Source organism: Mycolicibacterium psychrotolerans (assembly GCF_010729305.1).
Classification (GTDB): domain Bacteria; phylum Actinomycetota; class Actinomycetes; order Mycobacteriales; family Mycobacteriaceae; genus Mycobacterium; species Mycobacterium psychrotolerans.
Genome location: NZ_AP022574.1, coordinates 915,389 through 937,107, shown reverse-complemented (window position 1 = coordinate 937,107; position 21,719 = coordinate 915,389). Strand labels below are relative to the sequence as shown.

The following is a 21,719-nucleotide window of genomic DNA, read 5'->3' as shown; positions in this document are numbered from 1 at the left end:
TGCAATATACCAATCGGTTTACTACGGTGGCCAGTAGCGGTAGACCGAACGGTATACCGAACCGGCCGCACCACGCGCGAGCATCAGAGAGGCGCCATGACCACCACGACGACGACATGGAAAGACGTGCCGACCAAGACGGTCGACGTCGGGGGCACGTCGTTCGCGTACCGCGAACTCGGCACGGGAACCGGCGTTCCCGTGGTCTTCCTTCACCATCTGATGGCAGTGCTCGACGACTGGGACCCGCAGATCATCGAGGGCATCGCGGCACGGCACCACGTCATCGCCTTCGACAACCGCGGTGTCGGCGCGTCCGGAGGAAAGGTCCCCGGCACCGTCGAGCAGATGGGCTCCGACGCGATCGCCTTCATCCGCGCGCTGGGCTACCAGAAGGTGGACCTGTTCGGGTTCTCGCTGGGCGGCGGTGTCGCTCAGATGGTGGCGCTGCAAGCGCCGGGACTCATACGGCGCATGGTTCTCGCCGGTACCGGGCCGCGCGGCGGTGGTGGTATCGAGCGGATCGGCGCCATCACGGCCCTCGCCTACGTGAAGGCAGCGCTGACATTCAGCGATGCCAGAGATTTCCTCTTCTTCCCCCGCACCAGCCAGGGCAAGCGCGCCGCGAAGGAGTACTTCCGCCGCCTCGGGGAACGCACGGCCGATCGTGACAGCAAGATCTCGATGCAGGCCCGATTGGCCCAGATCAGGGCTATCAGACATGCCGGCCTGAGCCGGCCCGACGATCTGTCGGCCATCACCGCGCCAGTGCTGGTCGCCAACGGCGATCACGACCTGATGGTCGACAGCAGCCACTCGGCCGACATGGCCCGCCGGCTGCCCGACGCCACCTTGAAGATCTACCCTGACTCCGGCCACGGTGGCGTGTTCCAGCATCACGAGACTTTCGTGCCCGACGTCCTGGCCTTCCTCGCCGGCGAACAGGAATGACACCGATGACCTCCCTGCACGAACCACTGCCACTGCCCTGCGGCCAGGTGCTGCCGAACCGGATCATGAAAGCCGCGCTGAGCGAAGCGCTCGGCGACAGGACGAATGCCCCCGATCACCGTCTCGAACGGCTCTTCGCGAGCTGGGGCAGTGGCGGGTACGGCTTGGTCATCACGGGCAACGTCATGGTGGACCGCCGTCAGCTCGGCGAGCCCGGCAATGTCGTGATCGAAGACGAGCGTGACCTCGACGCGTTGTCCCGCTGGGCCAAAGCCACCAAGGACGGCGGCGTCCCCATTTGGGTCCAGCTGAATCATCCAGGGCGACAGTCCAATCCGCTGGCGCTCGGACACACGCCGGTGGCACCCAGTGCCGTCCCGCTCAATCTCCCGGGATCGGTCACGCCGCGCGAACTGACGTCGGCAGAGATCGAGGACATCATCGAACGGTTCGCCACAGCGGCCGCGGTGTGTGAGACGGCAGGATTCGACGGTGTCCAGATACACGGTGCCCACGGTTATCTGGTGGCCCAGTTCCTGTCGCCGCTGTCCAACCGGCGCGACGACACGTGGGGTGGAGATCCCGAGCGGCGGATGCGCTTCCTCATCGAGGTGGTGCGCCGCATCCGGTCGCGGGTCTCGCCCGGGTTCGCCGTCGGGCTCAAGCTGAACTCGGCGGACTTCCAGCGCGGGGGCTTCACCGAGGACGAGTCTCGCGGCGTGCTCGCCGCGCTCGCCGGTGAGGGCCTCGACCTCATCGAGATCAGCGGTGGAAGCTACGAGACGCCGGCGATGATGGGCAAGGCCGCGGACAGCACCCGGGCGCGCGAAGCGTACTTCCTCGAATACGCCCGCACGGCACGCGAGCTCGTCGGAGACATCCCGCTGGCGGTCACCGGAGGCTTCCGCTCGCGCGCCGCGATGGAGGAGGCGGTCTCTACCGGCGACTGCGACGTCATCGGCCTCGGCCGCCCCACCGCGACGACGGTCGACGCCGCCGAGGCCATCCTCAGCGGGCGGGCGAACACGCTGGCGGTGCACCAGGTGCGGGCGGGAATGCGTGGGCTGCTCGGCAGACTGGTCGACCTCAAGTCGCTCGACGGCATCCTCGAACTCAGTTGGCACACCGACCAGTTGCACCGTATCGGCGAAGGGCTCGCACCAGACCTGAACCGCGGCCGGATCGCCACGGCCGTGGCGATGGTGCGCCGCAACGGCACCGTGTCCCTCGGTCGCAAGCGCGGGTTGTAAGCGATGGCATCGAAGTCGGCTCGAGCCACGCGGTATCCGCTGGCGGAGAAGGTCGTGCTGATCACCGGCGCGGGGCGAGGACTGGGAGCGGCCACGGCTGCAGCGGTCTCCGCCCGCGGAGCGAGAGTCGTGATCGCCGATATCGACCCCGCATCGGCCGAACGGGTCGTCGCGACGTTGCCCGCCGGCCGCGGCCTCGCGGTCGAGTGCGACGTGACGAGGCTCGAGTCCGTTCGACACGCCGTCGACAGAACGCACGAAGTCTTCGGCGGCATCGACGTCGTGGTGGCCAACGCCGGGATCCTGGGGCACGGCGGCACGATGCGCACTCTGGCCCCCGTCGACGTGGACCGGGTGATGGCAGTGAATGTGGGCGGCGTGGTCAACACGGTGTCCGCGACGATCGAGTCCGTCATCGGCAGCCGTGGCCAGATCGTGCTGGTGAGTTCGGTTTTCGCCTTCCTCAACGGGGCGGGCGCGATTCCGTATGCGATGAGCAAGGCCGCCGTCGAGCAGCTGGGGCGGGGCCTGAGTGTGGAACTGGCCCGGCACGGCGCATCGGCGATGACGGCGTACTTCTCCCTCATCGAGACCGACATGATCCATCGAGGAGTGGACGCCGATCCTCACGTCTCGGCGCTGCTGGATGCGATGCCGAGGTTCGTCCTCAAGCGCATCCAGCCGCATGCCGCCGCGTCGGCGCTCGCCGACGGAGTAGAGAGCAGAAAGCGCGCGATCCTCGTCCCCGGCCGCTGGCGGCCGCTGGCGGCACTACGTGGGATGGTGGGGCCGCCAACCGATTCGAAGCTCGCCCGCGACGACGCCGTGCGGTACGCGTTGACTCAACTCGAGGATGCCCGGTCGGTTACGGCGTACCGGGTCTGAGCACCGCGTCGACGGCTGTGTAGAGGATTTCGGTCTCCGCCTGCAGGACCGATTCGCCCGACGGCAGCGCGCGTTGCACCGACAGACCGTTGAGGACGGTCAACAAGAAGCGCACCTTCGGTCCGAAATCCTCTCGGGGAAGGGCGCCTTCGTCGGCCAGCACGCCGAGCCAGTATTCGACACGACCGGCTGACACTCGTTCCTGTGCGAGGTATGCACTGCGGACCTTCTCGCTGGGCTCAGGCGCGATGAAGTTCTCGTGCACGGTGCCCCAGGCTTTTCGCGCTTCGTCGCCGACACCGGCCACTGCGAGTACCTGCCGTACGCAGTCCACCAGCCGCTCCCGCGGGGGCCGTGACGAATCGTGGATCGGTTCGTCGGGCATGAAGTGCTGGTAGATCCGGGTCAGCACCTCGTCTTGGAGGGCGCGCTGGGTCGGGAAGTGGAATCGCAGCGACCCGGTGCTCACACCGGCGCGCGCCGCGACGGCACGGACGCTCAGCGTGGTGGTCACGTCCTCGGCGATCATCTCGGCGGCGGCACGGAGAATCCGCTCCCTGGTGTGCATGGTCAGTCCTCCTACGGCCACGGTCTGAGCTCTCCCAGACCGTACTAGCACAGTGTGTTAGCGTGGCGACTAACACGGTGTATTAGTGCTGCTCAGTCTCGAGGGAAAGGTCGGTATGACGGTCCGACAGTGGCGTCCGTTCCGGATCATCGGCGAGAACTCCGGCGTCTACCTGGTCATGAATGCTGCCGCCTACGGCATCTTTGTCATCGGCTTCGTTCTTGGGCTGATCTTCCCGCACCTCAGCCAGGCGCAGTACACGCGACTGGAGGACGACGGGACAGCGGATCTCGTGCAATCGATCTTCGCCAACCCATGGCTGTTCGCACTGACCATTCTCGCGGTGAACACCCTCAAGATGGGCGCACTGACCATCGTCGCGCCGTCGCTGATCGTGCCGTTCGCCGGGATCGCGCTGTTCGCCTACTGGGCCCTGACGACCGGTATGACGCTGGTCCCACAGAACGGTGTCGGCTGGGTGGCTCTGATACCGCACTCACTCACGCTGATCGTCGAGTTCCAGGCCTATCTGTTACTGCTGTTGGGTGTCTACCTGCTCGGCACGTACTGGATCCGTCCCCGGACCGCAGGCGCCGAGAACCGTCGGCAGGGCTACCTGCGTGGTCTGCAAGAGCTCGGCTGGCTGACGCTGCCTGCCCTGGCCCTGCTCGTCATCGGCGCGATCTACGAGGCGTTCTCGTTGCGCTACTTCGTGCATCCACTGGCCGAATGGCTGTTGTAGAGCCACTTCCCGCGAAGTCGGGACGGGCGATGTCCACCTCGCTCGGCAATCTTCGACGGTGGACAACTCCGACGGCGCAAACTCCTCGACAATGGCCGACGCCGACTCGTCGATGATGGCGCGCATCGCTCGTTCGGCTTGCTGCTCCTCGCCCATCCTGGTACCTCCCGGACACGATGCCGGTCCCCAGTGCAGCCACCAGACCAGCGTGGAGAGCGCCGGCGTTCAGCCGATCGAGCACCGATTAATCGTGCTAGAGAAGCGTCCTTCCGACTAAGTTCTGTTGATATCCGGCCAGGACTTGTAATCGTATGACCATTACGGCACCATGTGTGATGACACACACACTCACCGATGGGCAGGACATGGCAATACCGATCATCGTCATGGGGGTCTCCGGGTCTGGGAAGTCGACCGTCGGCGCGGCACTCGCGCAGCGGCTGCGCGTGCCGTTCGCCGACGCCGACGACTTCCATCCACCGGCCAACATCGCGAAGATGTCGGCCGGCCATCCCCTCGATGATGACGACCGGTACCCCTGGCTCGAATCGATCGGGCAGTGGCTGGCCCGTCATCCCGACGGCGGGGTGATGAGCTGCTCAGCCCTGAAACGTCGGTATCGAGACCAGCTGCGCCGGCACTGCCCGGACATCGAGTTCCTGCACCTGGAGGGATCGATCGAGACCATCGGTAGGCGACAGGCCAGCAGGCCCGGCCATTTCATGCCGGCCAACCTGCTGCAGTCCCAGTTCCAGACGCTGGAACCCCTGGAGCCTGATGAGCGCGGTGTCGCCATCGACGTGGACCAGAGCATCGACGCCATCGTCGAAAGTTACATCGGCACAACAGTTTACCCGACCATCGAGGAGGACCAATGATTCGAGGCACTGACGTCGCTGAGGTGGGGGGTCGTCGTGGAGGCAATTGATCCGGCCTATGGAACCGCCACCCTGCTGTTGATCGCCGCCGGCGCGGTCGCGCTGCTGCTGTTCCTGATCATCAAGGTGAAACTGCACGCTTTCGTCGCGCTGGTGCTGGTGAGCCTGCTGACGGCCTTGGCCGCCGGGATCCCCGTGGCCGATGTCCCGGCTGCGCTGTCTTCCGGCTTCTCCAGCACGCTCGGCTCCGTGGCACTGCTTGTCGGATTCGGTGTCATGATCGGTCGGCTTTTGGAGGTCACCGGCGGTGCACAGGTTCTCGCCGACACGCTCATCAACCGGTTTGGTGAGAAACGGGCTCCGTTAGCCCTCGGTGTGGCGGCCTTGCTGTTCGGTTTCCCGATATTCTTCGACGCCGGGCTGGTCGTCTTCCTGCCCATCATCATGACGGTGTCGCGTCGCTTCGGCGGCTCACTCCTGTTGTACGCGTTCCCCGCGGCCGGAGCCTTCGCCGCCATGCACGCTCTGGTTCCGCCCCACCCCGGTCCGGTGGCGGCAGCCGACTTGCTCGGCGCCAACATCGGTCTCACATTGCTCGTCGGCGCGCCCGTGGCGTTCGCGTCCTGGTACGTCGGTGCTTACCTGGTATCTCAGTTCATCGGCAAGCGGGTGCACGTCGACGTTCCCACATCGTTGTTCGGGGAGATCAACGGCGGCCTCGACACCGACACCGCGGACGCCTCGGGGACGGGCACCACCAAGACGGCGACCCAGGCCCCCGCCTTCATGACGGTGCTCGCAGTTCTGCTGTTGCCGTTCGTGTTGATCTCGTTCAACACCGTGATCGACACCCTGATCACCGCCGGCCTGATTCAGGAGGACGCCACGTGGGCCGGTTACTTCAAGCTGATCGGCACCACATCGATCGCCTTGCTGATCACCGTCATCGTGGCGACGCTGGTGCTGGGGTTGCGCGGCCGGTCGATGGCCACCGTGAGCGACATCCTCGACAAGGCGCTGGGACCGATCTGCGCCGTCATCCTCATCACCGGCGCCGGCGGGATGTTCGGCGGAGTGCTACGGACGAGTGGCATCGGAGACGCGCTGAGCGGCTCGCTGTCCAATCTGGGTATCTCGCTGATCCTGCAGGCGTTCGTCATCTCCACGCTGCTTCGCGTCGCGCAGGGGTCGGCGACCGTGGCATTGACGACAACCGCCGGTCTACTCAGTGCAGCCGTCGCCGCAGCCGACCCGAGCAAGCTTCAGCTCACGGCGTTGGTGGTGGCGATCGCGGCCGGCGCGACGGTGCTCTCTCACGTCAACGACTCCGGTTTCTGGTTGGTCAGCCGGTTCTTCGGCATGGACGTGAAGACCACCCTCAAGACGTGGACGGTGATGGAGACGACGCTGGGGCTCAGTGCTTTTGCACTCAGCCTTGTGTTGTGGAGCGTGGGCTGACGGTGGCGAGACCGGCTCAACCGCGTGGTGTCGTGGTGATGTGTACGTGGTCGTAGTGGCCGTAGCCGGATGCCTGCGGGCCGGCCGGGGTGGAGTAGGTCCCGCGCCAGATGACGTCCTGCAATCCGAATCGGCTCGCATTGGCCATCGCGAACGCGCGGATCTGGTCGCCGAGCGCGATGCCCTCGGGGCTGTCGGGGTTCGGGATCATGATGTCGATCGCCAGGCCTCGGGGATGCCACGGCTTCGAATCCGGCCGGACTCCGTCGATGGTCGCGATCTGAGGGAACTGCCGGCTGATGGCCCGCGCCGCCAGGACGGTGTTGGGCTGTAGCCCGGCCTCGTTCGCCACGCCGACCGGCAACGCCTCGGGCACATCCGCGAGGACAGGCGCGGGTGGCGGAGCGAGGTCCCCGGGAGGCACGCCGGGCATCGCGACGATCGCCGGGTCCTGCGATGGGAGTGCAACCGGTGGCGGGGGTGCGTTGTCGACGATCGCTTGTTGTCGCGGTGTCAGCGCCGCATACTGGGCCTCAGCGGCCGAGATCTGGCGCAGGAGGTCCTGCCATTTGGCCTGCAGGTCCGCACGGACCGCGGCGGCCTGCTCAGCCGCGGCGCGAGCGTCTGCGGCCGACCTCTCCGAGGCCTGGGCGGCGGTGGCCGCGCGCTCCCGCGTCGCCCGATACGCCTTCATCTGATCGGCCGTCGTGGCGCCCACCATCCGTTGCAGGGACAGCCGGTCGATGAGGTGCTGCGGCGAGGCCGCGGTGAGCACGGCCACCATCTGACTGTCGCCGCCACTCATGTAGCTCATCGCGGCGAGCCGGTCGACCGCCGCCTGGAACGGCTTCAGCTCAGAGTTCGCGCGCTCCAGCGCCGCCAGGTCGGCGCGGTGACGGTCGACCGCCGCGACCTGCTCCGCCAGTCGGGCGTCGGCGTCGCGCTGGGCCGCGGTGACGGCCTCGCGACTCTGCACCGCCTGCTGGGACAACTCGTCGAGCCGGGACAATGCGTCGTCGGCTGGGTCCGCCTGGACGTCGCCCATTGCCCCGACAGCCACCACGACGGCGACCCCGAGACCACTCACCGTGCGCCGAAGGCAGTGGCGAACGCCCGTCACGCGGATGGTCACGATCCCTCTCTCATGGACCGACCCTGGCCCGGCTGTCGATGTCCCGGGCAAGGCTACGAAGTGTGACCGGCGATGTCTACCCGAGGCAAGTGTGATCGCAGCTCAGTTGATGATCTCGCCGCCGTCGTCCGAGAGGAGCACGGCGAGTCGTTCCCGCCATGTCTGCAGTTCTTCAGATGTCAGGCGCGTCCACTCGGTGATCTCACGGACGACCCGCAAGGGAGCTGCACTGCGAAAGGACCGGGTGGGGTTGCCGGAAAACCTCTTGTCGGTCACGTTCGGGTCGTTCTCGAACTCCCCGGTCGGTTCCACCTCGTACACCCGCGGCCGGGCCGGGCCCCCGGCGAGTTCTGCGGCGATCTCCGCCGCCAGGCCGGCTCCGTCGACACGAGCAGTGAAGTAGATGTGGTTCATCACGATCTCGCGGCGGTAGTTCGATGGACGGCCCGCGGTGAGGAATTCATCCACACTCACATCGGCAATCGTGCCGTGGAAGAACGGACCTTGATCAAGCGATTCGGACACGTGCAACCCTTCAGACGACTTGCTGGAGCGTGCCAGCATGCGTCACCACCGGGGTCTTGCCGCAAGCCCCCCACCACGCCCTATCCTGGAATGGGAAGCGCTGAAAGCCTCCTCAGCTCACTCCGCGATCGTCAGGAGCAGTGACGCGGATCGCGACGCCGGCAGGGAGATCACCGACAGCGGCCGGAACTCGGTGGTGATCGGAGCCACCGACTACCGATGACCACCCCGGTAGCAGTGCCCACCGGGGTTGCAACCGACAGAGCCTCGCCGGGCTCGCCGTAGATACCGGCGCAACTGCTCCCCTGGCACGCCCCCGTCGACGGATCGATCCGGCCCGCGAAGATGTCGTTGATCCATCCCGCGATGAGAGTCTGCGCGGCCGACTTGTTCTGCTCGGTCGGGAACCCTTGGTTGAGATAAGAGATCAGCTGAATGGCCCGGCTTCCGCCCTGCATGGAATCAAGGTGCTGCCCGTTGTCGAGAACCACCCCGTTGAAGTGGCCGGGCCGGTGTCCATTGAGCGCCTCGTCGACCCGACGGGGCGAGCCGTCTTCCCTGGGCGCGCCGAGCTCGATCACCGGGATGTAGGCGCCCAGCCCATCGAGCTTGTCGAGAGCATCGGCCAGCACCGATCCGGGCGGAGCGCCGTCGAGCGTGATGACACCGGCCAGTTGATTGACCGCGCCGCCGGCGATCACCGCATCGGCGTAGTAGCCGGCCGTGCCTGCGACGACTCCGGCTCCCAGCGAATGGCCGACCAGGGTGAACCGATCCGGCAGCGCAGCATCGGAGCCGTACTTCCTGGCGAAGCCGGCGGCCACGGCGCTGGCGGTCAGCGCGTCGCGATCGCCGAGGAGAAGCGCGGCGGTGGCCCGGTACACCTGGTCGTCGCCGAGCCAGAAACCGTCGCGCACATAGGGATTCGATGACAACGTCGGGACGACGACGATGCTGTTGGTGCGCTCGGCCAGCCAGGACGCGGTGTAGCTGTACATCGGGCCGACGCCACGGTAGCCGTGCTGCAGGTAGATGAACCGCTCCGGCAGTTCGTCACCCTCTGGGTAGTACCAGTCGGCGCGGACGAAGCGTCCTTCGGTGATCTCCAGCCTCGAGCTGCGCACCGTGACGTTGACGCCCGGCGGTACCACCGGCGGTCCGGCGACGAACCGGATGGCTGCCCCGATGAGCTCCGTCACCAGCGACTGGATCACCTCCTGCAGCGTTCTCGGCTCCGGCGCGGCCAGTACGGCCGGGGTGGTGAATGCGGTCGGGGTGGTGAATGCGGCCACGACACGTTGTGCGGCAATCATATTGGTGGCTGAGACGGGTCGTGGTCGTGTCGGGGTGATCGGTGAAGCGCTCTGTTCTTCGGCGGAGCCTTCAGGACGTGGCGGCTGGGGGTCAACCGAACCGGGGTCGTCTCGATCTGTCAGCTCGGGGGTGTCGTCCTCGACAGCCTGCTCGTCATCGGAACTTCCATCGATCGCCGCGTCGTGATCACGGTCGGACGCCGAGTCGGTGGTGCTGTCGCTGTCGGTGCCTGCGTCGGCGTCTGAATCGACATCCTCCTCGGCCGCGTCGGGGGCCTCGTCGACATCCGCGTCTTCAGCCTCCTCCGCGTCGGTGTCGGTGTCGGTGTCTTGCGGCGTGCTCGACGCATCCGCGCTGTCGCTCTCACCCGCGGCGTCGCCTGAGGCGCGAGGACCACGATCGGTGGTGTCGGACGTACTGGCGGTGGCGCCCGCCGTGTCGGACCCGGTGTCGGCGGATGCGGTATCGGCCCCGGCAATCAAGGCGGCTGACACACCCGCGGCCACCACACCTGCACCCATCCACGCTGACAGTTGCGCCATGTGCCTCCCAACCCTCGATATTGACGGCCGCGTCATGACAGCCGTCAACAAACTAGAGCAGGTCTCACAGCGAACAGACAGTTTCAGCGATCTGGTCATTTTTGTGTCACGGCCACCCGACGGTGCGGCGGCTCTGTCGGGTGTGGTGTTGATGAGAGTCGGCTGAGGCAGGTCCGTGCAGGTCGACGGCCGAGCATGAGTCGGTACAGTCGAGAACACCATGGTAGGCAAGCGCAGGATTCGTTGGCTCGCGCTGATGCTCACTGTCCTGGTGGCGAGCACTGCCTTCGGATCAGGGCTCGCCGGGGCCACCGAACTCGATGACTACCGATGGGAACGTCGTCCCCTGTTGGTGTTCGCGCCGACGGACAACGACCCACAGCTCGTGGAAACGCTGGGCCGAATCGAGGCGGACAGATGTGACTTCGTCAGTCGCGACATGGTGCTCGGCGTTCTGGTCACAGAAGGCACCAGCACTCTCGATGGGAAAGCGATGGACGCCGAGGAGTCACAGCGGCTGGCGCAGCGGTACGGACTCGATGACAACGCGTTCGGCGTGCTGCTGATCGGAAAAGACGGCGGCGAGAAATTGCGCGTCAACGACGTGCCGGATCTTCGGGCGATCTACGCCCTGATCGACGGTATGCCGATGCGCAGGGGCGAGATGCGTGCCGATCCGGGTCGGTGCTGACGTGTTCGCCGTCCCTCGGTTACCGCGTGCACTCGTCGGCATCATGGTGGCGTGCTCGACGCTTCTGGTGGTGTCCTGCGGAAGCCTCGAGCCGTCTGCACGAGCGGTCCCGCCTGACGGACGCGACGTCGTTCTCGTCGACCTCGGGAACCCCGGCGAGGTGGCCACGTGGACAACGGTTAACGACCCCGTCATGGGCGGCAGGTCCACCTCGGCGATCACATTCGGCAATGGTGGCCTCGTGTTCTCCGGCGTCCTCTCGCTGGAGAACAACGGGGGGTTCGCCTCCGCCCGGAGCCCGCGGGACCCCGACGTCGGACAGCGGGCGACGGGCGCGACGTCGCTGCGCGTGCGCGCCGTGGGCGACGGCAAGACCTACGTGTTGAAGGCAGGCGACGCAGGCCAGCCGTGGTCCTACATCCAGCGCTTCACCACCGAGGCCGGTGTTCAGCGGACCTACGATCTGCCCGTCGCGGGCTTCCAACCGGTGGGCATGCGCTTCGATCCCGCACCCGACGCGCCGCCGACTCTGGATCCCTCACGCATCGACCAGGTATCGGTCTACATCCTCGACAAACAGCAGGGCCCGTTCGAGATCACGATCAGCGGGATCGACGCCACCGTCTGAGGACGCCGCCCGCAGCCAGGTCGGCACTCACACCACACGGAGGCCATCAACCACGGCGGTCACAAGGTCTTCTTCGCCGCTCAACCGCAATTCGACATCCCGCCATGACTTTCGGTGAGTGCACCATGCCGGGAAGTCCGCGGCAGCGCCGGCGAGTGTCCCCGCGACCACGCACCCCGGGTCGGGTTCGGCAATCACGGTTCCCTTCGTCCGACGCAGTGTCCACTCGCTTCCTCCGGGACCGGTGAACGCGAACCGCACCGCCGTGCCCTCGGGCAGCGGTAAATCGGAGCCCATGGCCGCGGCGACCAGCATCATCCATTCCAGCGTGGCGGCGATAACCGACGGGTCCGGAGGCGGCAGCGGCCGAGCCAACACCGGGGCGATGTCGTGATAGAGGTGCGTGTGGGTGTCGAAGGCGATGGCCGAGGGTAAGACCCGCACCGGGAACCGCCCGAGTTCGGCCATCGGCACCGGAACCGAGCCCAATCCGGGCAGCTGGGTCAGTTTCAGCAGCCGGTGCCCCCGCGGTGCCCAACGGCGATACTCCGCGGCCACCCGGGCGTCCGGCCACCGCCGGCGGGCCTTCACAGGTGTTTCGTTGAGAGCCTCGATGTCGTTCGACCGCGCCACCATGAACATCAATGGCCCGAACAGTTCGCGCTGAGTCGACGACATGTGCGCGACGACGTCGTGGACGGTCCAGCCCTCAGCCGCACTGGCGGAAGCCCACTCCTGCGGCGTCAGCGAGTCGATCACCTGCACCGCCAGTGCCCGCACAGACCGCAGTGCCTCGACACGACCGCGCGCCGTCAAGTGTGGCATGAGCTCCCCTCCACATCAGGAGATTGCCGGCCCCTATCATACCGTGCGGTATGGTACTTTCTGCACCGAGTTGAGCAGTCAGGAGGGGGTCCTCGCCGATGAAGGTTCTGGTTGATGGCTCCATGTGCGTCGGGCACGGCTTGTGCGAAGCCGCGGTTCCCGAGGTGTTCGAGGTCACCGATGAGGGCTTTGCCACTGTCCGGCAAGGCGAAGTGGCAAACACCGACCCCGACCGCATCCGTAGCGCGGTGAACTCATGCCCCGCATGCGCGCTGACCATGGAGGAGTGAGTTGATGACCGCGACCGTGAACACCGCCGCAGATCGTCCCTACGATGACCTCGACATCAGCAGCATCGAATTCTGGGGCAGGGCTCCCGAGGTCCGTGACCAGACCTTCGCCGAGTTGCGCGCCAAGGGTGGTGTGAGTTGGCATCCGCCGGTGGAGGCCCAGCCCGTGCCAGCCGCCCACGCGGGCTTCTGGGCGGTCACCAGGAATGACCTTGTCGTCGGGGCGAGCCGGGACTGGGAACGTTTCTCCAGTGCGGACGTGTCCATCACCGTCTACGACGCGCCCCACGAAATCCAGAAGTCCGTAACCGCATTCCTGTCCATGGATCCTCCCGAGCACACCCGGTACCGCCGATTGGTCAGCAAGGCGTTCACGCCCAGACAGCTGAAGCGCATTGACGGCGTCATCACCGCTGCGGCCAAGCGCTGCGTCGACGCACTGGAGGCGGCCGGCCCTGGTGACTTCGTGCCGGTCGTCTCCAATTACATGCCGTCGCAGGTCATCACCGGCATGATCGGGGTCGACGACCAGGACATGCGAGAGGAGTTGGTCGATCTCACAGTCCGGCTACTCGCTTTCGGGGATCCCGGCATCCGTGACGGCGTGAACATGTTCGAGATGTTCGCAACGACGATCTTCGGTCTGCATGCTGCCGCCAACAAGTATGTCGCCCTGCGGCGGTCGAAGCCCGGCGACGACCTGGTGACTGCGCTGATGGACGCCGAGGTGGACGGCGAGCGGTTGACCGATGAAGAGATCGTGTCCTTCTTCTGCGCACTGGTGGTCGCTGGAACCGACACCACCCGTAACACCATCACGTTCGGGCTGAAGGCGCTGACCGACTTCCCGGAACAGCGCAGGCTGCTGCTCGAAGACACGCCTGGACGTATCGACAGCGCGGTCGTCGAGATGGCCCGCTGGGTGTCCCCGGTCGGGTCGTTCGTCCGTCGCGCGACACGAGACACCGAGTTGGGCGGCCGGAAGATCACCGCAGGTGACCGGGTGGCGTTGTGGTATCTGTCGGCCAACCGTGACGAAGCGGTGTTCGAGAACCCCTGGGAATTCGACATTTTGCGCGATAACGCCCATCAGGTCGCCTGGGGTGGCGGTGGCCCGCACTACTGCCTCGGGGCCAACCTCGCCAAACTCGAACTGCGAACGCTGTTCACCGAACTGCTCGGGAGGTTCCCGACCATCCGCTCCGTCGGCGAACCGACCTACGCCTCGTCGCCGTTCGTCTCCAGCATCGAACACCTGAACTGCGAATGGGATTGAGAACATGACCAACAGAAATCTGAGCGGCAAGGTGGTCATGATCACCGGCTCTGCCCGGGGTATCGGTGCCGCCACGGCGCGCGCCTTCGCGAACGAAGGTGCGAAGGTCGTCATCAGTGATATCGACGCAAAGGCCCTGGCGGAGGCGGCCGAATCCCTGCAGCCCGCCCTGGCTCTACCTTTCGATGTGTCCGACCGGGCAGCGTTCGACGCATCCTGCGACCGTATCGAAGCGGAAGTCGGCCCGATCGACATCTTGGTCAACAATGCGGGCATCATGCCGGTCGCCAGGGTGAACGAGATCCCGCAGGCGCTGGCCGACAGGGTCCTCGACGTGAACGTCAAGGGCGTCGTCAACGGCACCCGCGCGGCGCTGGATCGCATGCTGCCTCGGCGACGGGGCCACATCATCAACATCTCCTCGGCGTTCGGCGAGGTGTACAGCTCCTACCTCGCCGATTACATCGGCTCCAAGCATTTCGTCGTGGGATTCACCGACGCGGCCCGGATGGAGTTGCACGGAAGCGGCGTCGACGTATCGGTTGTCCTCCCCGGCCAGGTCGAAACCGGTCTGACGGCCGGCTTGATCAAAGCCCGGGGATTCTCGTTGGCGAAGCCCGAACAGATCGCGGCCGCGATAGTGCAGACCGCGCGTCGGCCCCGCCGGCACACCTATGTGCCGTGGACGTTCAGCGCGATCGTGGTGGCGGTCAAGTTCCTCCCGAAGGCGCTCACCGAACCCCTGCTCCGAGTGCTCGGGGCGAACAAGGTGATCAACGCCGCGGACCCGGCGGTTCGCACTGCGTACAACGAACGCGCTTTGGTTAAGCCAACGCCGACTTCGGTGCCAAGCCGGTGAAAGGCTGACTGCCGCTGCAGGTCCCGCTCGCTCACGCCGTCAAGGGTTCAGGTCGATGACGGTGTTCGTCAAGGTCGGCCCCTCTTTGCCGATGGCGCTGACGCCGAGAAGGACCTGCGAGCCTTCCCGCCACATGTCGATCTGAAGGGTGTCTCCGGGAAAGACCGGCTGGGCGAAGCGGGTGGCGTACTTGGCCACTTTGGTCACATCGCCATCGAGTGCCTCGTCGACGGCGGCTTTCAGGGCGATGCCGTAGGTGCACAGCCCGTGCAACAGGGGAACATCGAAACCACCCAGCTTGGAGATCGCCGGGTCGGAATGCATCGGGTTCTTGTCGCCGCACAACCGGTAGAGCAGAGCCTGCTGGAGCATCGTCGGGCGTTGCACCGAGCCATCCGGCGTGCGATCCGGTATCGCCACGGCCCGGCGCTGCCCCTTCTCTCCGCCGAATCCGCCCTCCCCCCGGATGAAGGCGTAGTAGCGATTGGTGACGAGCGGTGACCCTCCGGCGTCGACGGTGTCGGCTTCCACCACCAGCAGAGCCGCCTTGCCCTTGTCCCAGACCTCTGCCACCCGGCCATTGTGGGTTACCTTCGCCGACGGCGGCAGCGGCCGGTGCACGATCATCTCGTGCTCGCCGTGCAGCAACGCCGTGGGGGGAAAGCTCGCGCCTTCAAGTTTCAGCAGACTCGCCATGACGCCCATCGGACCGTTCACCGAGAAGCTCGGCAGCACCTTCAGGCGATCCTCCAGGCAGTACTGCAATTCGCCGGGATCGGTCTGCGGCACACCGGCTCCGAGGCCCAGGTGGTAGAGGATGACGTCGTCGGCGTCCCAGGAACCGGTGAAGGACCCGAGTTCGCTGCCCACGATGGACGGATCGATCGGCATCTGCACACTCCTCGTCGCGGAAGGCCCGTGGGGTCGGACCGACCGCCAATACCATACCCGATGGTATTCTTTGTCCGGCTGATTCGTTTACTGCAAAGGAGTACTGGAGATGAGTGGACGGGTATTCGTCATCGGGTCCGGCATGACCAAGTTCGAGAAGCCCGGACGGAGGGAGAACTGGAGCTTCCCGGAGATGGTCCAGGAGTCCGTGCCCGCCGCTCTGAAGGACGCCGGCATCGGCTATTCCGACATCCAGACCGCGTTCGCCAGTTTCGTCCAAGCACCGACCTGCTCGGGCCAGCGCGCCCTCTACGAGGTCGGGCTCACCGGAGTCCCTGTGATCAATGTGAACAACGCCTGCGCTTCGGGATCTACCGGCTTGTACCTGGCCCGTCAGGCCGTCGGCTCCGGCGCACTCGACTGCGCCCTGGCATTCGGCTTCGAACAGATGGCGCCGGGCAGCCTCAGCATGGACGGCGGCGGGCTGCCGGGTCCGTTGGACAAGCACCTGAGCGTGCTGGCCGGAATGGGGCCGCCCAGTGGAGCACCAGTCACCCTGGAGATGTTCGCCCGCGCCGGCCAGGAGCACATGCAGAAGTACGGCTCCACCCCCGAGCACTTCGCCTGGATCGGCTGGAAGAACCACCACCACTCGGTCAACAACCCCTACGCCCAGTTCCAGAAGGACTTCACCCTCGACGAGGTCAAGGAATCGGCCGCCGTCGCACCGCCGCTGACCAAATTGCAGTGCTCCCCCACCTCCGACGGCTCTGCCGCGAGCATCCTGGCCAGCGAGCGGTTCGTCGATGAACACGATCTGTGGGACCGGGCCATCGAGATCATCGGCCAGGCAATGGAAACCGATCAACAGAACAGTTTCGACCCGCCGTCGGCCATCAAGATCGTCGGCGCCGACGTGTCCAAGCGGGCGGCGCAGCGCGCCTATGACCAGGCGGGTGTGGGGCCGGAGGACATCGACGTCATAGAACTGCACGACTGCTTCTCGGTCAACGAGGTGCTGACCTATGAGGCTCTCGGCTTGGCGGCCGAAGGCGAAGGGCATCTGCTCGTCGACAAGCAGGACACCACCTACGGCGGACGCTGGGTGGTCAACCCGTCCGGCGGGCTGATCTCGAAGGGACATCCGCTCGGCGCGACCGGGCTCGCCCAGTGCAACGAGATGACGTGGCAGCTGCGCGGTACCGCCGGGGCGCGGCAGGTCGAGGGCGCCACGTACGCGCTGCAGCACAACCTCGGGCTCGGTGGGGCAGGCGTCGTCACCATCTATGCCAGGCCCACCCGCTGATCGGGCACCGAAACAACACGAGCAGAGGGACTTTCATGGCTGAAATTCGATTCGATGAGCAGGTCGCCATCGTCACCGGCGCGGGCCACGGGCTGGGGCGCACGTACGCCGAAGAGCTCGCCCGCCGCGGCGCCGCCGTGGTGGTCAACGACCTCGGCGTCGACGTGCACGGCCTGGGCTCCGGTCCGGCCGCGCAGGTCGTCGTCGACGAGATCACCAAGGCCGGGGGCCGGGCGGTCGCCAACATGGACTCAGTGGCCACACCAGAGGGCGGTCAATCCATCGTCGACGCTGCGATCAACGCCTTCGGCCGGGTCGACATCGTCATCAACAACGCGGGCATCCTGCGGGACAAGAGCTTCCACAACTTGACCTTCCAGGAGATGGACGACATCTTCGACGTCCACTTGCGCGGCGCCTTCTACGTCAGCCAGCCCGCCTACAAGGTGATGCGCGAGCAGAAGTACGGCCGGTTCCTCTTCACCACCTCGGCCGGCCTGTTCGGCAATTTCGGGCAGACCAACTACTCGTCGGCCAAGATGGGACTGGTCGGACTGTCGAACACCATTGCCATCGAGGGCGCGAAGAACGGCATCCAGTCCAATGCGATCGCGCCGATCGCCCGGACCCGGCTGACCGAGGAACTCCTCGGTCCGATGGCGCAGATGCTCGACCCGGAGTACGTCACTCCTCTGGCCCTGTACCTGAGCTCACGGGAGTGCCCGCTGACACATGAGGTGTTCTCCGTCGGCGCCGGCCGTTATGCCCGCGCGTTCGTCGGCGTGGCGCAGGGCTGGTTCTCCGGCACGGGCACCGTTCCCACCGCCGAGGATGTCGCCGCTCACATCGGCGAAGCGCGGGACCTGACCGACTACGTCATCCCGGACAACGCCCAGGGTGAACTCGCCGTGCTCGGCAAGCTGCTCAGCTAGTGGCCGTGATGGCCGATAGCATGGCGGCACGATGACCGCGACCACATCGAGGCTGACGCAACACGACTATTACGACGTCGCGCTGCGACTGCTGGCTGAGGGCAGCCACGACTCCCTGACGATCGCGGCGCTGTGCGACGAACTCGGGGTCAGCAAGGGCAGCTTCTACCACCACTTCGGTGGCTGGTCGGGCTTCGTCACCGCGTTGCTCGAGACCTGGGAACGAGAAAGCACCCTCGAGGCCAAGGAGGCGGCCGACCGGATCGACGCGGTGGGAACCAAGTACCGCCTGCTATCCACCCTCGTCGACACGATTCCCCACGACGCCGAGGCGGCGCTGCGCGTCTGGGCGCACACCGATCCGGTGGTCAAGGCCGCCGTGGACCGCGTGGATGCCAGCCGAGAGGCGATGGTCACCGACTTCTTCGCGCTCACCATCCCCAAGCGCGATGCAGCACTGCTGGCCGAGCTCTATCTGTCGGCGCTGGTGGGCAACCAGTTGGCCCACCGCCCGGTGAACACCCGCCGGATGCGCAAGCTGCTCAACCAGATGACGAAGATGACCGAGGCCTGCTACGGCGCCGAGGTGCTGGGGGGCACGAGGGCCGGCTGATCCCGCCCCCTGCCTTTGGGCCTGGTCTGGCTCACAGTCCCAGGGTCTTGGCGATGATGTCGCGCTGGATCTCGCTGCTGCCACCGGCGATGGTGCCGGGCAGCACCGCGCGGAGCTGCTCCTCCATCCCACCCTCGACGGTGTAGCCCATCCCGCCCATCATCTGAATACCTTCCAGCGCCGCGGCTTTCGCGAGTTCGGTGGCCTTCAGTTTGACCATCGATGCCTCCCGCGGCATCAGCTTGCCGGGATTCTCGTCCACGCGTTGCGCGACGTCATGGACCAGCAGCCGGGTGCATTCGATCTCGGTGGCCAGTTCAGCCAGCCGATGTGACAGCGCCTGGAAGGTGCCGACCGGGCGGCCGAACTGCTCGCGGGTCTTGACGTACGCCAGCGTGTCCTCGAAGGCGCGCCGGGCCTGACCGAGCGCGATCGCGCCGACGATCACCCGTTCGGTGTTCAACCCGGCCATCAACTGCATCCAGCCCTGACCCTCCACGCCGACCAGGCGCTCCTGGCCAACCTCGGCGTCGGTGAAGAACACATCGTTGACCTCGAGGCCCATGGTCGCAATCGGCCGGATCTCGATGCCGGGCGTGGCGACCGGCACCGACAGCATCGTGATGCCCTGGTGCTTGTCGCCGCTGTCGGAAGTTCGGGCGACCAGCAGGATGTGATCAGCCAGGTGGCCGTTGGAGATCCACGTCTTCTGCCCGTTGAGGCGGTAGCCCCCGTCGACCTTCTCGGCCTTGCAGCGCAGTGATCCGACGTCAGACCCAGACCCCGGCTCGGACATCGCCACAGCCGTCGGTGTTCCCGCCACCACGGCGCCCAGAACCTCCTTCTTGACGTCTTCCGAGGCGAAGTTCAGATAGATATGGGCGACGATGAGCGTGACGCCGAAGCTGCCCAGTGGGATCTGGTTGTAGGCCATCTCCTCGAGGAACAGGCAAGCGTCGAACAGCCCGCCGCCGGCGCCGCCGTATTCCTCCGGGATGGAGAGGCCCAGAAACCCCAGATCCGCGAGTTTGCCGGCGATTTGGGAGTTGTGGTGCGTTCTTCCGCCGTCGGTGAGCGCCAGGCGCTGTTCTCGGGTGCCGCACTCCTTGGCGGCGAACTCACGGATGGTGGAGACCATGCTCTGCTGTTCGTCGGTCAATTGCAGGCTCACAGGGTACCTCTTCGTCTCGCAGTGGCGATCAGCGACACCATACCGCAGGGTATGCACTCCCCGCAGTCAGTTTGATTGCCGCCACGCCCCGGCGGCGACGCGAGAATCCACCCGGCTCACCAGGATCGGCGCGGCGACGCCGTGCAGGACGACACTGCCCAGGACGACCACGATGGCCACAGACAGAAGAGTGTCGCCCGGTCCGGGGGGAAGGACGATATAGGCCCATAGCGCCAGCGCGACGTTCGCGGTGCCACGTGGCCCGAGCCCCGCCAACAGGACCCGCTCTGGGCCGCTCAGCGGCGACCGCACCGTCGCCAACGCGACCGCGATGGCGCGGACAGCGGTCAGCACCAGCACCCCGAAGACCACTTGACTCACGGCGACTCCGTCGTGCAGCTTCTCCCACACGACGGCGCCGAACACGAACCACACCACCGCCGCGAGGACGAATCCGACGTCGTCGATGTACTCCTGCTCGCGCTCCTCATCGACGTAGCGCCGCACACTGTGGTAGGCGATGCCGCCGACGAACGCCGCGACGATGCCGTTGCCGTGTACGCCGACGTTGAGGGGTGTAGGTCAGCACCGGCACACCGAGCATCAGCAGTCGGCGAGACTGTTCGGTCATCAGTCCGCGGCGGTCGGCTGCGTTGGCACACCACGCGGCCGCCGCACCGATGCCGACGCCGAGCACGACAGCGATGGCGACGTGCGGAATTCCATGCCGCAACGCGTAAATTACTCCCTCCGCCCGGGTGTGCTCGCCACTCGCGATCGTCAGCGCGAGCAGGAACACCGGCGCGATCACCCCGTCGGAGTAGCCCTCCTCGATGTTGAACACGTGGCGGACCCGCTCGGGAATCCGAGGATCGTGCAGGAAGGACACCACCGGCGCAAAGTCGACGGGGACCACCACACACGCGAGCACGAGAAGCTGCGCCAACGTGAGACTGGGCATCAAGCCGGCGCCGAGAATCACGGCCAGCGCCAAGCCGACCGGCAGCGCGATGAAGAGCAGCCGGAGCACGATGCGGGTGTGGCCGCCGAAGAATCCGTCGCGAACTCGGGTTGCGTGTTCGAACAGCACAATCGCCAAGATCGCCTCGATGGTGGGCTCGACGACACGAGCCTCGAGGCGGCCTGCGAGTGCATCATCGGTGAGGAAGCCGAAAGAGGTTCCAGCGAGCACCAGGATCAGCGCCGGGGTGATCTGCCAGCGCCTGAGCCGGCGCGCGAACAGTGACCAGACCACCAGCACGGCCGCCAGCCCGGCGATCGACCACGACATCGCGTCATCATCATCCGCCGGCCGGCAAGAACCGGTGAACTGCTGCAGGACGAGTCGTGAACGAACCTGCCCGCCGGCAGATCCAGGAACGTGCGCCCTGGCCCGGTCGGCCAGGCTTGCCGGCGCCGCCGTGCAGTGAACCGGTTGTCGTGCAATCAGATCGGAGCGGTCGCATCCCGCGATGGCTGGGGGCGCTACGCGTGGTCCGACGTCGGATCTGAGTAATCCCAAGACAAAGTTCTCACCGGTGTCATGCGGATGTAGGCAGAGCCCGGCCTGGATGCGGTAGGCCACTCCGCCTCTGGCACACCTCGCGCCCGGGCCCCTTCCCGCGCAAGCTGAAGTGCTTCGCTTGGTTCGCGAACGATGCGGGCGTGACCTTGGAACATCACCCCCCTTATGTCCGCCATAGTGGACCCGTCTTCGAGCATGACGCTCACCTTCGGATTGCTCTCGACGTTGGCGACTTTGCGCGTCCCATCCCGCACACCCATGATGATGTCGCGGTCGAGGCGAAAGTATCCAAGGGGCACGGTATGCGGGAGTCCATCCTGGTCGATGGTGCTCAGAATCGCCCAGCCCGGGCGGCTATCGAGAAGGGCCTCAATTTGCTCGTCAGTGAGTTTTCGGGGCATGGAACAGACTAACAAGAGCGGAATCGGGCCCCGGTCGTGAAAGCACCTGTACAGCGGGGCTGCAGC

General features: G+C 66.1%; 24 protein-coding genes. 14 read left to right on the top strand and 10 right to left on the bottom strand.

Going from position 1 to position 21,719, the window contains the following annotated elements; genetic code table 11:
- The first annotated feature begins 96 nt into the window (after positions 1-96).
- Genes G6N45_RS04635 through G6N45_RS04625 form a run of 3 tightly spaced genes read left to right on the top strand, consistent with a single transcriptional unit; the run spans position 97 to position 3,086 of the window.
- Positions 97-951, top strand: coding sequence for an alpha/beta fold hydrolase (locus tag G6N45_RS04635; protein ID WP_163720604.1), 855 nt, complete (start codon positions 97-99; stop codon positions 949-951).
- 5 nt (positions 952-956) lie between these two features.
- Positions 957-2,201: an NADH:flavin oxidoreductase/NADH oxidase family protein gene (locus G6N45_RS04630; RefSeq protein ID WP_163720603.1), complete on the top strand. Its 1,245-nt coding sequence runs from the start codon at positions 957-959 to the stop codon at positions 2,199-2,201.
- Positions 2,202-2,204: 3 nt separating this feature from the next.
- Positions 2,205-3,086 (top strand): SDR family NAD(P)-dependent oxidoreductase, encoded by an 882-nt coding sequence (locus G6N45_RS04625; RefSeq protein WP_163720602.1) that lies wholly within the window; start codon positions 2,205-2,207, stop codon positions 3,084-3,086.
- On the opposite strand, the gene G6N45_RS04620 is transcribed toward G6N45_RS04625, so the two are convergent.
- Positions 3,067-3,654, bottom strand: coding sequence for a TetR/AcrR family transcriptional regulator (locus G6N45_RS04620; protein ID WP_163720601.1), 588 nt, complete (start codon positions 3,652-3,654; stop codon positions 3,067-3,069). The two genes, G6N45_RS04625 and G6N45_RS04620, sit on opposite strands and share 20 nt — an antisense overlap.
- Before the next feature lie 115 nt (positions 3,655-3,769).
- Here G6N45_RS04620 and G6N45_RS04615 point away from each other — a divergent pair, with 115 nt between their 5' ends.
- From G6N45_RS04615 to G6N45_RS04600, 3 genes are all read left to right on the top strand, one after another.
- A complete protein-coding gene (locus G6N45_RS04615) occupies positions 3,770-4,396 on the top strand; it encodes a stage II sporulation protein M (protein ID WP_163720600.1) in 627 nt (208 codons plus the stop codon).
- Between the two features lie 365 nt (positions 4,397-4,761).
- Positions 4,762-5,274, top strand: coding sequence for a gluconokinase (locus G6N45_RS04605; protein WP_057149839.1), 513 nt, complete (start codon positions 4,762-4,764; stop codon positions 5,272-5,274).
- A 36-nt stretch (positions 5,275-5,310) separates the two neighbouring features.
- The gene (locus G6N45_RS04600) at positions 5,311-6,732 is read left to right on the top strand and encodes a GntP family permease (RefSeq protein ID WP_163720599.1); all 1,422 of its coding nucleotides are present in this window, start codon (positions 5,311-5,313) and stop codon (positions 6,730-6,732) included.
- A gap of 16 nt (positions 6,733-6,748) precedes the next feature.
- Here G6N45_RS04600 and G6N45_RS04595 read toward each other — a convergent pair whose 3' ends face one another.
- From G6N45_RS04595 to G6N45_RS04585, 3 genes are all read right to left on the bottom strand, one after another.
- Positions 6,749-7,852: a coiled-coil domain-containing protein gene (locus G6N45_RS04595; RefSeq protein ID WP_163727777.1), complete on the bottom strand. Its 1,104-nt coding sequence runs from the start codon at positions 7,850-7,852 to the stop codon at positions 6,749-6,751.
- A gap of 114 nt (positions 7,853-7,966) precedes the next feature.
- On the bottom strand, positions 7,967-8,428 hold the full coding sequence (locus G6N45_RS04590) for an NAD(+)--rifampin ADP-ribosyltransferase (RefSeq protein WP_275997279.1): 462 nt from the start codon (positions 8,426-8,428) through the stop codon (positions 7,967-7,969).
- A gap of 131 nt (positions 8,429-8,559) precedes the next feature.
- Positions 8,560-10,245, bottom strand: a complete 1,686-nt coding sequence (locus tag G6N45_RS04585) for an alpha/beta hydrolase (RefSeq protein WP_246228874.1) — start codon at positions 10,243-10,245, stop codon at positions 8,560-8,562.
- A gap of 220 nt (positions 10,246-10,465) precedes the next feature.
- Here G6N45_RS04585 and G6N45_RS04580 point away from each other — a divergent pair, with 220 nt between their 5' ends.
- Positions 10,466-10,936 carry a DUF4174 domain-containing protein gene (locus G6N45_RS04580; RefSeq protein ID WP_163720598.1) on the top strand — a complete coding sequence of 157 codons (471 nt, stop codon included), beginning with the start codon at positions 10,466-10,468 and terminating at the stop codon, positions 10,934-10,936.
- 1 nt (position 10,937) lies between these two features.
- Entirely contained in the window at positions 10,938-11,564 is a 627-nt protein-coding gene (locus G6N45_RS04575) for a CIA30 family protein (RefSeq protein WP_246228872.1), read from the top strand.
- 27 nt (positions 11,565-11,591) lie between these two features.
- Here the strand turns inward: G6N45_RS04575 and G6N45_RS04570 are convergent, their stop codons facing one another.
- Positions 11,592-12,389, bottom strand: coding sequence for a maleylpyruvate isomerase N-terminal domain-containing protein (locus tag G6N45_RS04570; protein WP_163720597.1), 798 nt, complete (start codon positions 12,387-12,389; stop codon positions 11,592-11,594).
- Between the two features lie 98 nt (positions 12,390-12,487).
- Between G6N45_RS04570 and G6N45_RS04565 the strand changes: the two genes are divergently transcribed.
- Genes G6N45_RS04565 through G6N45_RS04555 form a run of 3 tightly spaced genes read left to right on the top strand, consistent with a single transcriptional unit; the run spans position 12,488 to position 14,814 of the window.
- A complete protein-coding gene (locus G6N45_RS04565) occupies positions 12,488-12,679 on the top strand; it encodes a ferredoxin (RefSeq protein WP_163720596.1) in 192 nt (63 codons plus the stop codon).
- Between the two features lie 4 nt (positions 12,680-12,683).
- Positions 12,684-13,955: a cytochrome P450 gene (locus tag G6N45_RS04560; RefSeq protein ID WP_163720595.1), complete on the top strand. Its 1,272-nt coding sequence runs from the start codon at positions 12,684-12,686 to the stop codon at positions 13,953-13,955.
- Positions 13,956-13,959: 4 nt separating this feature from the next.
- Positions 13,960-14,814: an SDR family oxidoreductase gene (locus G6N45_RS04555; RefSeq protein ID WP_163720594.1), complete on the top strand. Its 855-nt coding sequence runs from the start codon at positions 13,960-13,962 to the stop codon at positions 14,812-14,814.
- Between the two features lie 39 nt (positions 14,815-14,853).
- On the opposite strand, the gene G6N45_RS04550 is transcribed toward G6N45_RS04555, so the two are convergent.
- A complete protein-coding gene (locus G6N45_RS04550) occupies positions 14,854-15,684 on the bottom strand; it encodes a MaoC/PaaZ C-terminal domain-containing protein (protein WP_246228871.1) in 831 nt (276 codons plus the stop codon).
- A gap of 130 nt (positions 15,685-15,814) precedes the next feature.
- Between G6N45_RS04550 and G6N45_RS04545 the strand changes: the two genes are divergently transcribed.
- Genes G6N45_RS04545 through G6N45_RS04535 form a run of 3 tightly spaced genes read left to right on the top strand, consistent with a single transcriptional unit; the run spans position 15,815 to position 18,556 of the window.
- Complete coding sequence (locus G6N45_RS04545; protein WP_163720592.1) at positions 15,815-17,011, top strand: lipid-transfer protein; 1,197 nt, start codon at positions 15,815-15,817, stop codon at positions 17,009-17,011.
- A 35-nt stretch (positions 17,012-17,046) separates the two neighbouring features.
- Positions 17,047-17,943 (top strand): SDR family oxidoreductase, encoded by an 897-nt coding sequence (locus tag G6N45_RS04540; RefSeq protein ID WP_179965270.1) that lies wholly within the window; start codon positions 17,047-17,049, stop codon positions 17,941-17,943.
- Between the two features lie 31 nt (positions 17,944-17,974).
- Positions 17,975-18,556 carry a TetR/AcrR family transcriptional regulator gene (locus G6N45_RS04535; RefSeq protein ID WP_163720591.1) on the top strand — a complete coding sequence of 194 codons (582 nt, stop codon included), beginning with the start codon at positions 17,975-17,977 and terminating at the stop codon, positions 18,554-18,556.
- A gap of 31 nt (positions 18,557-18,587) precedes the next feature.
- Here the strand turns inward: G6N45_RS04535 and G6N45_RS04530 are convergent, their stop codons facing one another.
- The 4 genes from G6N45_RS04530 to G6N45_RS28365 all read right to left on the bottom strand — a co-directional run bounded on the left by G6N45_RS04530 (position 18,588) and on the right by G6N45_RS28365 (position 21,653).
- Complete coding sequence (locus G6N45_RS04530; protein WP_163720590.1) at positions 18,588-19,727, bottom strand: acyl-CoA dehydrogenase family protein; 1,140 nt, start codon at positions 19,725-19,727, stop codon at positions 18,588-18,590.
- 66 nt (positions 19,728-19,793) lie between these two features.
- Positions 19,794-20,234, bottom strand: a complete 441-nt coding sequence (locus G6N45_RS28230; RefSeq protein WP_264059556.1) for a cation:proton antiporter domain-containing protein — start codon at positions 20,232-20,234, stop codon at positions 19,794-19,796.
- Positions 20,215-21,018 (bottom strand): cation:proton antiporter domain-containing protein, encoded by an 804-nt coding sequence (locus G6N45_RS04520; protein ID WP_163720589.1) that lies wholly within the window; start codon positions 21,016-21,018, stop codon positions 20,215-20,217. The genes G6N45_RS28230 and G6N45_RS04520 overlap by 20 nt, the downstream gene beginning before the upstream one ends.
- A 194-nt stretch (positions 21,019-21,212) precedes the next feature.
- Entirely contained in the window at positions 21,213-21,653 is a 441-nt protein-coding gene (locus tag G6N45_RS28365) for a pyridoxamine 5'-phosphate oxidase family protein (RefSeq protein WP_163720588.1), read from the bottom strand.
- Positions 21,654-21,719: the final 66 nt, after the last annotated feature.

What these genes read in the sequence shown, in the direction of transcription:
- G6N45_RS04585 (WP_246228874.1), bottom strand. Translation starts at nt 10,245, where the DNA reads ATGGCGCAACTGTCAGCGTGGATGGGTGCAGGTGTGGTGGCCGCGGGT.
- G6N45_RS04555 (WP_163720594.1), top strand. Translation starts at nt 13,960, where the DNA reads ATGACCAACAGAAATCTGAGCGGCAAGGTGGTCATGATCACCGGCTCT.
- G6N45_RS04540 (WP_179965270.1), top strand. Translation starts at nt 17,047, where the DNA reads ATGGCTGAAATTCGATTCGATGAGCAGGTCGCCATCGTCACCGGCGCG.
- G6N45_RS04630 (WP_163720603.1), top strand. Translation starts at nt 957, where the DNA reads ATGACCTCCCTGCACGAACCACTGCCACTGCCCTGCGGCCAGGTGCTG.
- G6N45_RS04565 (WP_163720596.1), top strand. Translation starts at nt 12,488, where the DNA reads ATGAAGGTTCTGGTTGATGGCTCCATGTGCGTCGGGCACGGCTTGTGC.
- G6N45_RS04590 (WP_275997279.1), bottom strand. Translation starts at nt 8,428, where the DNA reads ATGCTGGCACGCTCCAGCAAGTCGTCTGAAGGGTTGCACGTGTCCGAA.
- G6N45_RS04535 (WP_163720591.1), top strand. Translation starts at nt 17,975, where the DNA reads ATGACCGCGACCACATCGAGGCTGACGCAACACGACTATTACGACGTC.
- G6N45_RS04635 (WP_163720604.1), top strand. Translation starts at nt 97, where the DNA reads ATGACCACCACGACGACGACATGGAAAGACGTGCCGACCAAGACGGTC.
- G6N45_RS04615 (WP_163720600.1), top strand. Translation starts at nt 3,770, where the DNA reads ATGACGGTCCGACAGTGGCGTCCGTTCCGGATCATCGGCGAGAACTCC.
- G6N45_RS04625 (WP_163720602.1), top strand. Translation starts at nt 2,205, where the DNA reads ATGGCATCGAAGTCGGCTCGAGCCACGCGGTATCCGCTGGCGGAGAAG.
- G6N45_RS04620 (WP_163720601.1), bottom strand. Translation starts at nt 3,654, where the DNA reads ATGCACACCAGGGAGCGGATTCTCCGTGCCGCCGCCGAGATGATCGCC.
- G6N45_RS28365 (WP_163720588.1), bottom strand. Translation starts at nt 21,653, where the DNA reads ATGCCCCGAAAACTCACTGACGAGCAAATTGAGGCCCTTCTCGATAGC.
- G6N45_RS04560 (WP_163720595.1), top strand. Translation starts at nt 12,684, where the DNA reads ATGACCGCGACCGTGAACACCGCCGCAGATCGTCCCTACGATGACCTC.
- G6N45_RS04570 (WP_163720597.1), bottom strand. Translation starts at nt 12,389, where the DNA reads ATGCCACACTTGACGGCGCGCGGTCGTGTCGAGGCACTGCGGTCTGTG.
- G6N45_RS04605 (WP_057149839.1), top strand. Translation starts at nt 4,762, where the DNA reads ATGGCAATACCGATCATCGTCATGGGGGTCTCCGGGTCTGGGAAGTCG.
- G6N45_RS04520 (WP_163720589.1), bottom strand. Translation starts at nt 21,018, where the DNA reads ATGTCGTGGTCGATCGCCGGGCTGGCGGCCGTGCTGGTGGTCTGGTCA.
- G6N45_RS04580 (WP_163720598.1), top strand. Translation starts at nt 10,466, where the DNA reads ATGGTAGGCAAGCGCAGGATTCGTTGGCTCGCGCTGATGCTCACTGTC.
- G6N45_RS04545 (WP_163720592.1), top strand. Translation starts at nt 15,815, where the DNA reads ATGAGTGGACGGGTATTCGTCATCGGGTCCGGCATGACCAAGTTCGAG.